This window comes from Microcoleus sp. LEGE 07076 (genome assembly GCF_015207455.1).
Lineage (GTDB): Bacteria > Cyanobacteriota > Cyanobacteriia > Cyanobacteriales > Microcoleaceae > Microcoleus.
In genome coordinates, this window is sequence record NZ_JADEWV010000182.1 from 1 (window position 1) to 11,773 (window position 11,773).

At 41.5% G+C, this 11,773-nt stretch carries 12 protein-coding genes; 6 read left to right on the forward strand and 6 right to left on the reverse strand.

Translation table 11 applies throughout. From position 1 onward, the window contains the following. Both IQ270_RS23245 and IQ270_RS23250 read left to right on the forward strand, forming a co-directional pair. Positions 1-213 (forward strand): hypothetical protein (locus IQ270_RS23245; RefSeq protein WP_228056621.1); only part of this gene is annotated, 213 nt, incomplete at its 5' end. Continuing rightward, the gene (locus IQ270_RS23250; RefSeq protein WP_339384286.1) at positions 183-680 is read left to right on the forward strand and encodes a hypothetical protein; all 498 of its coding nucleotides are present in this window, start codon (positions 183-185) and stop codon (positions 678-680) included. The genes IQ270_RS23245 and IQ270_RS23250, both read left to right, overlap by 31 nt. Here IQ270_RS23250 and IQ270_RS23255 read toward each other — a convergent pair. From IQ270_RS23255 to IQ270_RS23265, 3 genes are all read right to left on the reverse strand, one after another. Next, complete coding sequence (locus IQ270_RS23255; protein ID WP_193975565.1) at positions 664-819, reverse strand: hypothetical protein; 156 nt, start codon at positions 817-819, stop codon at positions 664-666. The genes IQ270_RS23250 and IQ270_RS23255 overlap by 17 nt on opposite strands. Continuing rightward, positions 812-5,470 carry a CHAT domain-containing protein gene (locus tag IQ270_RS23260; RefSeq protein WP_193975566.1) on the reverse strand — a complete coding sequence of 1,553 codons (4,659 nt, stop codon included), beginning with the start codon at positions 5,468-5,470 and terminating at the stop codon, positions 812-814. Before IQ270_RS23260 ends, IQ270_RS23255 begins: the two co-directional genes overlap by 8 nt. An 80-nt stretch (positions 5,471-5,550) precedes the next feature. Continuing rightward, positions 5,551-6,558 (reverse strand): DUF1822 family protein, encoded by a 1,008-nt coding sequence (locus IQ270_RS23265; RefSeq protein WP_193975567.1) that lies wholly within the window; start codon positions 6,556-6,558, stop codon positions 5,551-5,553. A 175-nt stretch (positions 6,559-6,733) separates the two neighbouring features. Here IQ270_RS23265 and IQ270_RS23270 point away from each other — a divergent pair, with 175 nt between their 5' ends. From IQ270_RS23270 to IQ270_RS23285, 4 genes are all read left to right on the forward strand, one after another. Further along, the gene (locus tag IQ270_RS23270) at positions 6,734-6,907 is read left to right on the forward strand and encodes a hypothetical protein (RefSeq protein ID WP_193975568.1); all 174 of its coding nucleotides are present in this window, start codon (positions 6,734-6,736) and stop codon (positions 6,905-6,907) included. 65 nt (positions 6,908-6,972) lie between these two features. Further along, entirely contained in the window at positions 6,973-7,245 is a 273-nt protein-coding gene (locus IQ270_RS23275; protein ID WP_193975569.1) for a hypothetical protein, read from the forward strand. Positions 7,246-7,270: 25 nt separating this feature from the next. Next, complete coding sequence (locus IQ270_RS23280) at positions 7,271-7,507, forward strand: hypothetical protein (protein ID WP_193975570.1); 237 nt, start codon at positions 7,271-7,273, stop codon at positions 7,505-7,507. A gap of 301 nt (positions 7,508-7,808) precedes the next feature. After that, positions 7,809-8,045 carry a hypothetical protein gene (locus IQ270_RS23285; RefSeq protein WP_193975571.1) on the forward strand — a complete coding sequence of 79 codons (237 nt, stop codon included), beginning with the start codon at positions 7,809-7,811 and terminating at the stop codon, positions 8,043-8,045. 68 nt (positions 8,046-8,113) lie between these two features. On the opposite strand, the gene holA is transcribed toward IQ270_RS23285, so the two are convergent. The 3 genes from holA to IQ270_RS23300 all read right to left on the reverse strand — a co-directional run bounded on the left by holA (position 8,114) and on the right by IQ270_RS23300 (position 11,608). Next, complete coding sequence (holA, locus tag IQ270_RS23290) at positions 8,114-9,070, reverse strand: DNA polymerase III subunit delta (protein ID WP_193975572.1); 957 nt, start codon at positions 9,068-9,070, stop codon at positions 8,114-8,116. Further along, positions 9,067-10,482: a DNA polymerase III subunit gamma/tau gene (dnaX, locus tag IQ270_RS23295; protein WP_193975573.1), complete on the reverse strand. Its 1,416-nt coding sequence runs from the start codon at positions 10,480-10,482 to the stop codon at positions 9,067-9,069. Before dnaX ends, holA begins: the two co-directional genes overlap by 4 nt. Positions 10,483-10,765: 283 nt before the next feature. Next, entirely contained in the window at positions 10,766-11,608 is an 843-nt protein-coding gene (locus tag IQ270_RS23300) for an alpha/beta fold hydrolase (protein WP_193975574.1), read from the reverse strand. Positions 11,609-11,773 lie beyond the last annotated feature (165 nt).

Below are 11,773 nucleotides of genomic sequence, written 5' to 3' on the forward strand. Positions count from 1 at the left end.
GTTATGCACCCTGCTTACCAACAAATTATTAGGATGGGTCCAGTAGTAATTCCTCTGTTATTAAGGGAAGTGGAAAGAAAGTCGGGGCGTTGGTTTTGGGCTTTGTCTGAAATTACTGGAGAAGATCCAGTACCTTTGGAAAAACGAGGTAAAACAAAAGAGATGACTCAGATTTGGCTGGAGTGGGGGAAAGCAAAAGGTTACAAATGGTAGGAAATAATGCTTGGCAGCAAAACATTAAAGAATGGATCGAACAAAATCATCCTAATTTAGTGACAGCGGGATATCAAATTACCAGTCCAGATACAACTGATTATAATTGTATAGCTTGGGCTGCTGGAAATACAGAAGAATGGTGGTGGCCGGATGACAAAGGTCAGGATTACTGGCCACCTAATATAGTGCGCGAGGAATCTCTAATTGCTTTTATTATGGCTTATCAAACTTTAGGATACGAAGTCTGCGATAGTGCTTTGCTGGAAACTGGTTTTGAAAAAATAGCCATTTATGTTTTAGATGGGAAACCTAAACACGCTGCGAGACAACTTTCTAATGGTAAGTGGACTAGCAAATTAGGTCAGTACGAGGATATACAACATAATGCTTTAGAGGGTTTAGAAGGTAGTACATACGGTCATGTTGCTTGTGTAATGAAAAAGCTTTTTACTGAACAGGAGTAATCAACAAAAGAGCGATCGTCCAGAGATGCGATCGCCCCAGGTTAGCATCGGCGATCGACAGCAACAGTTCTATCCAGCGGGCGATCGTCCTAATTTTATCGATTTGGCGATCGCTTATTTTTTCTTCTTCGTTACTCATTACAAAGAGTGCGATCGCTCTCACTAACATTAGGGTTAGTTTTGAGATAGTCACCCAATAAATTGCAACCACTTACTAAAATACTATCCAGGTCAAGACTCCAAAGACTGGCAGATGGAATATAAGATTCACGAGGACCACGAGCTATAGGGTGACGCTGAATAATACCAATAGTTTTACCATTAGGGCTAAAGCTAATCTGCTCAATAGTTGCCTCGTAACCAGGAATTCTTGCAATGAGCTTGCCATCTAATCCCCAAAGATTCAAATCTCTATATCCTGTAGCTATTATTTTACTATCTGGGCTAAAAGCGATACTAGCAACTTCATTGTCATCATTAATTTGCTCTCGGTGAATTAGAGTTGTTATTAATTTACCCTGTAAATCCCAAAGTTGTATTTTTGTACCAGATTCATAGGTAGCAATAAATTGGAAATCTGGAGAAATAGTCACTATTCTTGCGTTAAGTTTTATATCAAAATGAGTTACTAACTCACCATCTAATGTGAAAATTTTAACCTTATTACGACTGATAATAGCAATTTTATTTGCCCTCCGATTAAAATATAATTTATCTACTTTATTTTGATCGGAAATAATAGTTTTAATTAAGTTTCCATCTGCACTCCAAATTTTTATGTTTTTATCTTCATTGGCTGATGCAATAAATTTTCCATCTGGACTAAAAGTTGCTATCGTAACTTTACGATCCTCAATAAATTGATGTACAATATCTTCTGACCAATTTATCAGTTTAAAACCCTTATCATCAACGATTAAAAGTCTCTGGTTATCAGGACTGAAACCCCGGATGCCAAGCTCATCTTTTATCTTTAACGTTTTGATTAAAGTTCCATCTATATTCCATAGTTTTGCATCAATAGGTTCAGGGAAGTTAGAATTAATTACCGTTTTTCCGTCTGAGCTAAATTGTAAGGGAGATAATTCGCCACGAAGATCTCTAATGTAACCATATAAAACATTTGGTGATTCCATTTTCCAGAGTCTTATGGTACCGTCTGAACTGGCTGATGCAATTGTCTTACCATCAGGACTGAAACTGACCCCATAAACTGAACCAGTATGTCCCGCAAAGATTACTAACGGAGCGAAATCTTGTTTTATATCGAAAAGTTTCACGGTTTTATCTCCACTAGCCATAGCGATCATCTTGCCATCAGGACTAAACTCTATCTCCGTAATAAAATCCCATATGAATGTGCCAGGATTACTTTTGTTTAAAATCTTCAAAAGTTTCCCATCAGTATCAAAAATCTTGACAGTATTATCACCATAAGCCAAGGCAATCATTTTTCCATCCGGGCTAAACCTTACTATGACAGATGCATCATAATTGGCATTTTTTATTTCCCAACTTTTTAAAAGACTACCATCCTTTTTCCAAAATCTGATAAAACTGGTACTGGCAGTGATAATTATGCTACTATCAGGACTCCAAGTAACATCAGATAATCTACCATCGTCATTATCAGTCACAAGTATTTTGAATAAACTGCCATCTGGATTCCAAAGAATTGCAATGCCTGGTTGACTAGGGCTACTTCTAGCGGAAGAAGCAATAAGTTTACCATCAGGACTAAAAATTACCTTACCCAAAATATAATTATGGGGTGCGTTTAAGGTTTTAACTAAAGTTCCGTCGATGTTCCAGAGTCTTGCTATTCCCTCCACACCTGCTGTTGAAACAATCATCTTACTGTCAGGACTAAAACTGACACTAGAAACGCTTCCAGTCTGTCCTTCAAAAGTTTTGACTAAAGTACCATCACGACTCCAAAGTTTTACAGTGTTGTCCCTACTACCAGATGCAATTAGCTTGCCATCAGGACTAAAACTGACAGTATAAACGGAGTCACTATGTCCTTCAATGCGATTGCGCTCTTGAATTTTGTAAATCGGCTGTTGAATCTTAACCAAAGTCTGAATCCGATCATTCGCTGATAACCCGAAAGACTGTTTTAACTGTCGTGCCGTTTTCACACTCGCCAATAAAGCTCCTAGCTGCTCCTTTGCAGAAAAACGAGATTCAGCTTCTGCTGCCAAGGCATTGATTTGACCCTTGATTGCCTCATTTCGCTGCCAAAAGGCAAAAATACCTGCTGCACTAACAATAACTGTAGATGCTACTGCTACTCTAGTTCTTGTCTGAGCCGCTTTTCTTGCTTTTCTTTCCTGCTCCAACTCTCGCTGTTGGCGTGTTTTCTCCTTTTCTAAACTTAGATTAATAAACTTCTGTTCCGCCGGATTTATATCCTCCAACCGTTGTTGCAAATAACCCTCCGCCTCTCCCAAAGGTGCGCCTTGCAACAAATAACCCTCCTGATTCTCATTCCTTTCCCATTCCAGAAACGCCACCTTTAAGCGCTTTTTCCATCTCAAAAAAGTATCATTTTCCTCAATCCATTTCCTCAAATCTGGCCATGCTTTAATCAAAGCCTCATGCACAATTTCCACCGTTTCTATCTCAGTCGTTTCATTGCGATTACTCACCACCAAACGTGCCGTCGCCAAATGCGTTACCAAATCCCAATTTTCTTCCCCCACCTCAGCGCGAGTCGCCAGTTGGCGCGTGTATTCCGTCCCTTCTGCCGGTGACACCAACTTCATAAAAATCTGCTTTATCCGTTCCTTATCCCCCTCTTTCAGCGCATCATATACCCCTTCCGCGTGTCGGCAAAGAGCCTTTTCTACACCACCAATTTCATCATATTTTAGACGAGTCAGCAAACCATTTTCCTGCTGTTTCCAAAGTTCCGTAAGCGCAAATTCCAACAATGGCAAATTACCTTGTTCACCACCAACGTCATTGAGAATATGTTCTGTCAGTCCCGCTTCCAGATAGACATTTCTTTTCTTAGCAGGTTCCTCAATTGCTGCTTGCAATTCGGTTCTCACCATCCCGCCGATAAATTCCGGTTTCCATCTGTCTAACTGTTCCCTAAAAGGATTATATTCTATTGCCTGCCCTAAAAAATCAGCCCGCAGAGTAATCACCAACCTGAAGGCAGAAAAATTTTGTACCGCATCCAACAAACAATCTAAAAATTGCTGATTATTCTGATTTTGGTAAGTATAAATTTCCTCAAACTGGTCAATTACTAACAGAAAACGCCGACTGCTACCGATGCTTCTTACCACATCAGATAAAGTGCGATTCCCTTCTTGCAAATCTATCGCTAGTTGGTTAATTTCATCGGCATTAATCTCAGCAATTCCCTCACTTTCACCCGTTTCTAATTGCGCCATAGGTGACAGTAGCGCTTTCGCCAAATTCTCAAAAGGAGTAGATTCTGGGCGCAAGTTAGCAATCAACCAATTCCCTTGCTGGCGCAAACTGGGAATTAAACCTGCCAATACTACCGAAGATTTCCCAATTCCAGAAGCACCAATAACAGCTACCAGTTTTTTGGTTTCCACAACTTTGACAAGCTGATTGGTAAAAGTTTCTCGCCCAAAAAATAAGGCTGCATCTTTTTCCTGAAAAGCCGACAAACCCTGATAAGGATTGGGGGGAATTACTAAATCGTGCCAACGCAAAGGTTTAACGGCGGGATTTTGACAAATTACAGGTAAATGGCTTGCACAGGGAAACTCTTTCTCTAAAATTTGTAGCCGCCGCCGCGCTTCCCTCACCGAAGCATACAAGGAATTGTCCTGAGTAAATTCCTCCATAAAATCTTGCAAAAACCGAGGTGCGATCGCAACAGGCAATTCCTCCCGCATCGCGATTATTTGCGGCAAATATAAATCTTCTCCCTCAGCTAAGGAGTGTGCTAAACCGAGTCCATCGCAGCAGTTTAAAATGGCAAGTTTCAATCCATTATCAATTGCTTTCTTAAAGTGATTTCTTAATTCGCCTATAGTTATCTTATCATTTTCATTAATCCAGATAGTTCCTGTTTTCCAGTCATCTTGACTTTCCCCATGTCCCACAAAAAAAAGTATATCCCATTGTTGTTTCCACAGCGGTTCATCTAACTCTTCTCGTTTGGGTTGTTTGAGCCAAGTAACTTCTACATGATTCCCTAAGTTTTGAATGGGCTGTCCTTGAGATACTATATCTGCTTGATAACCCAAAATAGCCAGAATTTTTACTTTGTCTTGAGAGACTGAAATTTGTTTTAATTGCTGAAAATTTGGCGAACTAAATCCCACTTCTGTTTGAGGAAAATCCCTGAGTAAATCCCATTCATGCCAAGGGAGTTTTCGCAACCAAGGGTTATTGGTTAGCAGCAGTATGCGATTTTTCTCTCCCGGTTCTAAGTGAGTCCGTAACAACAACTCAATTGGTTGAAAATCTTGATTTTTTAACCAATTATTGAAGTCCATTATCAAATCTTGAGTCTCTCTTCGGAAAGGCTCAAAATCATTTTCTTGAATATTGCCAGAAACATTTGTAAAACTAGGACGGTCAGTCAAGGGAAATTTAGGAATAGGTGCTACTATGCTTCTGTAGTGTGTTTGCCAATTGCGATACGCTTCTTTAATATCTATATCTAGATTTCTAGGTAATTTCCCCGCGTCTCCGGCGATGAGGGGAAAGGGTGCGGAGTCTTCGAGAATCTGTGCGGTAACAGAAAAACCCGAATCGAAGTCACCTTGGATGTCTAAGCGGATTAACTTACCCATGTTTCCCCTCAGTTAATTGATAGTGTTAGATCGATCGCGCTAGGCAGGCGAGACACCTACCCGAAAACACATTAATTAGATTAAAGCACAAATATTTCCGTGACGCTCACTTCTCCCAAAGCTAGTTTAACAGTAAATTCGTCGCCCGGATCGGCATCAAACTGACATTGAATCAAAACATCGGCACTTCGGGCAGTCACTTCCTTGAAAACTTTGCCCTCGGCTAACACCAGTAGTTTGAGATTGAGTGGTAAATAATCTTCTCCACTTGGATAGACTTGCAGCCAAATAGATATTCTATCTTCGCTTGCTCTTGTCAGGTTAATGACTAGGTTAACAGCATGACTAATTAAGTCTGCTCTTAGGTTAAATAGTTTAGCTTGTTTGACGCGATCGCTCCACACTGTCGGACTTAATTGTTGCGGTGTCAGCAACTCTTCTACACTCTGCCAACCCGCTGTAAAAACATTCTCAAACCACTGACTTAAATTCACCCGTTCTTCGTTTGGAAGCACCTGTAAATCTAAGATGGGAACATTGAGCAATTCGCTTAGTTGCCCCGCTTGATACAAAGACTGAATTCGCTCAAATACTTCTGGAGAACTTTCTAAAATCAGAATGATACTGCCTTGCTTGATTTCTTTTACCGATATTATTCCTTTCCCCAGTTTTTCTAACTTTCCCAAAATACGGTATATCACAGACGGATCGTTGCTTTGCATTTCCAACGTAATTTGCCAGGTGATCTTTTTAGAATTTACAGGTGAGTCTGGTATATCCTGCTTTATTTCTTTACGAGCTTTCTCAAAAAAATTCTGAAGCTCTCTTAGTTCATCCTCACATACTCTTTTCATTTTTTCCTCGTTAATGGGAAGGCGATACTTTTTTAAATAAGTTTTTTGAGCAAAAACTTCTGCCAACTTCTCTAACTTATTTTGTCCTGGCCTCCAAATAGGATCGTTGACCAGATGACTCAGATAGTCTTCTTTTAACTCTCCCTTAGATAACTGAGATATTTCGTAGCAAGATTGGAATCCTTTAGACTCATAAAGCTGTATAAATTGCTCTTCAAAGCTTTGTCCACACATACAGAATTACTGGAATATAGAGTTGAGAAAATTATAACTTATTTTCCCTGCCTGTCAATCATACTCAGTGCAAAATACTTGAACGTCAAAAATTCAAGCTTGAATTCAAGCTAGTCAAACCAGAAGAGATGAATTTAATATGGGTTCAGTTACATCGAAAAAGGCAAGAAACAAGATGGTTACTCTCGATTCTGGCATGAATGATTTGCTTCAATCTCCCACCAGATTCTCTAATAAAGTTGCTGAGGTTGGACTTTTACAAGCAATTAGAAATTCAGCAGAAGGATATCTTCTGACTTTAGTTCACATTCGCTTATATCGACCTATCGAGCAACTGGACTGCGTGTAGAAAATCCATTTGATGGTTGCAATGGTAATGGAACTGGTGGCACAACAAAAGCAAGAATCAACTTGATGACCGATCCAAAGAATACACTTTGGTCAGTTTCATTTGACTATTACAAAAGCTTTCTTAGCTATCGTCGTCCAGAAACTCGCATAGAGCATTTCTTAGAACCGCTAGTCTTCTTTAAGTGGTATTTCTTTGTTGCGCTCGGCATGACTATAGCTTATCCAGCTATTCGGACGATAGAAAAAGGGTTCCCACAACAAGGAGAGAAATTGAAAAATTGGTACGCCAGCACGCCTATTTATCAGCAATCTGAATGTGACGTTGTTGTTAAGTGATGATAGTTCAGAAAAGGAGAATCGAATGAGAACCGAATCGTTTCAGGTTTTGCAAACTTTTGGGCTTGAATATCCTAACTATAAAATGCTTGTTCAAGCAAAGAGTAATAATCGTTACATTGTGTGGTATCCTGACAGTCTTGAGGTAGCTGTAGGTCAAGAAGTTCTAATCGATTTCAATGACTGCGATGACTGGCGGACAGTAGATAACCCCAAAAACGGCAGAAAATCTAGTATCTCAAAAGTGAGCAAAGTAAGTTAGCAGAAAGGTCAATTGCTGGGATAGTCCTCCACCTATTTGCCTAATAATTCAATTCCTGGCTCTCAACAGATGTTGATAGCCAGGAATCTCAAAAATGGGGTTTGTAGAAAGCTATAAACTAACTACATCTTGAAGCATTAAATTCAAGCTTGAATTTAAGTTTACAAACCTAGAATCAGGAAATTAATATGGAATCAATCACGGAAAACCAGGTAGGGAAAAATTTTTCTACTCAGCCTTATTGATTTCCAACGCATCTACAGTCCTGACAAAAATGAAACTCAAAAGGAGTCCTTCAATTATGAACAATAATGGTTTAGCCACTACTGCCGCAGGTGGTGCATTAGTTATCGGTAAATTAGTCGGCCTCAGCGGAGCAACTGCCACTGGGATTGCTACTACCACTGGTGGCGTTGGTATTGCCACTGCGACCACAGCGGCAGGAACAGTAACATCAGTTGCGATCGCACCCGCCATTGCAATTGCAGCACCAGTAGTCGCTGTTGGAGCATTAATTTGGTGGTTAGCGCGCGATTAATTCTCGCTAAAATACCGATCGAAGCGGTTAATGAAAGGCTGCCGAATTAACTCGGCAGCGCTTTCCTGTTAGTTAAGGTGAGTGAGTTGAGTGATTCTTAGGAAAGCAGGCAACATTGAATCAGGCTTATCTCTTGTTTTGAGAGCGATTTCTAAATCAAACAAAATGGAGAGCGATCGACTTAAGGAGTTCGCAGATACTTCCTTAATCTCCTGCTTGAGGAAATACAGCCGTTTCGGGTTACTAATTCCGCACATACTGGCAATTTCGCTATCAGAACGTTGTTGACCGGAATTGAGAGTAGCTTTTACCCACAACCAAGTTTTAAACTGAGTTTGGAGAGTGGCAATAATTGCTAAAGGAAACTCTGCCCTAGAGAGCAATTCATCAAGCACCTTAATTGCCGCCACTGCTTGACCTTTTAAAAGAGCTTCTGCCAGTTGAAAACAGTTGGCTGTGGTAGCTGGAACGAGGATTTTAGCAGCTTCTTTCGTAATGCGATCGCCTGCGGCATAAATGGCTAATTTCTCTAGTTCACTGACTCTTCTAGCAGAATCGTTACCAATCGCTACCGCTAGATAGCTAACAGCATCTCTGGCAATTGAGAGATTCATCTGTTTAGCAGTAGCAGCGATCGCACTTTCAATCAAATCAGTACGCCAAGGAGGAATGAGAGTAAACTCCTTAAGTTTACCAAACTGCAACAAATACTTGACTACCTTGAGTCGCTTGTCAACAACAGCAGCAGTGAAGACTAAGTGCGTTGTGGCGGGTAATTGGGGCAAGATTTGCAGCAATTCTAGCCCCGTTTCTCCAAATTGCTTGAAATCGCAATTTTCAACGACAATAAGTTTGCTTCCTCCGCCGAAAGGAACTGAAGCAGCAGCAGAGAGGGCTGCATCCAGGGAAGAAGCATCGAAGCGGTGGATGTTGAAATCTCGCCATAGAGGATGAGTTTGAGTCTTAAAATTTTCAACTTCTCGTTCAATTGCGTAAGTATCATTCCCAATTAGGATGCTAATCATGCTGCTAACTCCTCCTGTTGTTTGACAGTTACAGTAACAGAGCGGCCTAAAGCTTTAGTAACGATCCGCTGCACGGATTTAAGGTGACTCTGAAACTTGTTTGCGTATTTTCTTTCTACTGCTAACACACATGAATCAGCCGAAAGTTCGGCAATTTGAGCGCGGTTTAAGAGGCTACGATTGCCTGGTTTCGCTGCTGCTACTACTTGCGCCCAAGTTGTCTCAAAGTCAGGAGAATCTGCCTCTATTTTTTGAGGGGTTTTATCAAATTTGTCAGGCTGATTAGATTGGGAAGTTGCCGGCAACCGCGTTTCGGGGGCAGCGGGTTTGCTTGACAGCATCAAGTTCAGCAGACAGACTTCTAACCAGGTAGCAGCATTGGTGCTAGTTCTCAATTGAAATTCTGATTTTTGCAATTGTGTACAAGCCGCATCAATTGTTTCAAAATCGAGATGAAGAGCGAGCGAGCGCAGTTGTGAATAGCCTACTGGCCCTGCAATTAAATTCTGGCAGTGGCGCGTTGATTTGACAATGAGCAAATCTCTCATTGCTGCTAGCAAGCTGCTGAGAATCAGTTTGGGGGTTTTGCCGCTGTCAATCAGCGTTCTCGAAGATTGCAGTACGCTTAAGGTATCGCCAGAATGAATGGCTTTGAGAAGGGCGATCGAGTCTTGCTCGCTGATGCTGCCAGATACTTCGGCAACTTGAGTTAGGGTAATCTCTGAGTTTAGCAGTGAAAGCTGAGAAAGTAATTGCAGGGCATCTCTTAACCCTCCGTCACAGGTACGAGCGATCGCCCGCATGGCCTCACTTGCGATCTCAATAGATTCAGCGGAGCTAATTTTGTGCAATTGTCCGACAATAGCATCAACTGACAAGGCTCGGAAGTTAAAAGTTTGGCAGCGGGAGATAATTGTCGGCAGGACTTTATGTGCTTCAGTCGTACAGAGAATAAACACCACATGAGCCGGAGGTTCTTCAAGGCATTTGAGGAGAGCATTTTGAGCGCTGGTACTGAGTTGGTGACACTCGTCTAAAATCCAGATGCGGTAAGGGCTCATCGCTGGCGCAAAGTTGCTGTGTTGTATTAATTCTCTGGCATCATCCACGCCATTGTGAGAGGCAGCATCGATTTCAGTTACGTCTAAGCTTGAACAGGAGTCAATGGTTTTGCAGCTTGAACATTCTCCGCAAGGAGTGGTGGTTGGCTTTTTGCTATTCAAACAATTGAGTGATTTAGCAAGGATGCGAGCGGTTGAGGTTTTGCCTGTTCCTCTGGGGCCAGTGAATAGGTAAGCTTGAGCAATTTTGTCGGAGGTGATGGCATTGGTCAAGGTTGTTTTGATTGTGTCTTGACCCACTAATTCTTGGAGGCTTTTGGGTCGGTATTTGAGGTGCAGTGGTTGGTACATTTTGAGTCGTTAGAATACTTCTGCTGACTATTCCCCGATAGGGGAGCCGTGCCTGAAGTTAAGCTCATAGGACTTACGCATAAGCTCTATTTGTAGTGTAAAAATTATAAATTTTACCGCTACTAATAGTGTTACCAACTATTTTTTGCGTAAGTCCTGGCTCAGTTGTTGGCGCTGGCGATCTAGGTTCTGGATATCCATTAGCCTTCTTCCCTGAAATCTGCTTTATCAGCTTACTCCATTAATTACCCTTCTTCGTGCGGAATGTCGATTATTACACCCCTTACATGAGGAACTCTAAAACGAGACTATTGAAAGCTTCTGGATGTTCGACTTGCGCCCAATGCCCACACTGCTCAAAAATATGCAAAGAGGAATTAGGAATTTTTTGGGCGGCAACGTAAGCATGGGCAACGGGAATAATCGCGTCCTGTTTTCCCCAAATTACCAGGGTGGGGGCTTTGATGCGATCAAGTTGCTGAACAATTGGCATAAAAACTTCAGGGCGCAGCCCCCCCCAATTCAAATTAGTTGTCAAGAGAGAGATTAAAGCTTTCCGCTGGCCGGGGAGATTAAACCGCTGAAAATTGAGTTCGATCCATTCCTCTGGAACTGAGTTCAGATTGTAAACACAGCTGTTCAATACCCATCTGACAACACTCCGATTCACGGGCATCAGTTTCGCGATTGCCGGGAAGGAAGCTAACAAGCGATCAGAAAAGTCGATTTCTCGTCCCAAGCCAAAGCTAGAAACCAATCCCAGTTTCCGAACTCGCTCTGGCGAGTGAATCGCAAATTTGAGGGCAATACTGCCGCCCATTGAGTTCCCAATTAAACTGATTTGTGGAATGTCGAATGTATCGAGAAACTCATTCAGAAACTGAAGTTGGTAATCAAGTGAGTAAGGTACGATGGGCTTGTCTGACAAACCGGTTCCGACCATATCAAAGGCAAACACGCGATGGTGTTGGGCTAGCGCTTGCATGTTATTAATCCAAACTTCAATGGAACTGCCGCCACCATGAAGCAGAACCACAGGATCTCCTCGATCACCCGCACTCCAATAACGAGTTTTGATAGAACCCACTTGGATGTATCGATCCTCTATTAATTTAATTGTGGTCATGAAGCAACTCAACCACTTCAAAGTAATAGTTCAATCTAGGATGATTATAGCACGTCTTCTCAGGATGAATTATCTAATACTTTTTTGAACGCCGATCGCGCTGAACACACTACCGCAAGGAAAAATTGCTAAACCATCTGCTGCTGAGATACAGCAAAAAAGCAC

What these genes read in the sequence shown, in the direction of transcription:
- IQ270_RS23255 (WP_193975565.1), bottom strand. Translation starts at nt 819, where the DNA reads ATGAGTAACGAAGAAGAAAAAATAAGCGATCGCCAAATCGATAAAATT.
- IQ270_RS23260 (WP_193975566.1), bottom strand. Translation starts at nt 5,470, where the DNA reads ATGGGTAAGTTAATCCGCTTAGACATCCAAGGTGACTTCGATTCGGGT.
- IQ270_RS23265 (WP_193975567.1), bottom strand. Translation starts at nt 6,558, where the DNA reads ATGTGTGGACAAAGCTTTGAAGAGCAATTTATACAGCTTTATGAGTCT.
- IQ270_RS23270 (WP_193975568.1), top strand. Translation starts at nt 6,734, where the DNA reads ATGGTTACTCTCGATTCTGGCATGAATGATTTGCTTCAATCTCCCACC.
- IQ270_RS23275 (WP_193975569.1), top strand. Translation starts at nt 6,973, where the DNA reads ATGACCGATCCAAAGAATACACTTTGGTCAGTTTCATTTGACTATTAC.
- IQ270_RS23280 (WP_193975570.1), top strand. Translation starts at nt 7,271, where the DNA reads ATGAGAACCGAATCGTTTCAGGTTTTGCAAACTTTTGGGCTTGAATAT.
- IQ270_RS23285 (WP_193975571.1), top strand. Translation starts at nt 7,809, where the DNA reads ATGAACAATAATGGTTTAGCCACTACTGCCGCAGGTGGTGCATTAGTT.
- holA (WP_193975572.1), bottom strand. Translation starts at nt 9,070, where the DNA reads ATGATTAGCATCCTAATTGGGAATGATACTTACGCAATTGAACGAGAA.
- dnaX (WP_193975573.1), bottom strand. Translation starts at nt 10,482, where the DNA reads ATGTACCAACCACTGCACCTCAAATACCGACCCAAAAGCCTCCAAGAA.
- IQ270_RS23300 (WP_193975574.1), bottom strand. Translation starts at nt 11,608, where the DNA reads ATGACCACAATTAAATTAATAGAGGATCGATACATCCAAGTGGGTTCT.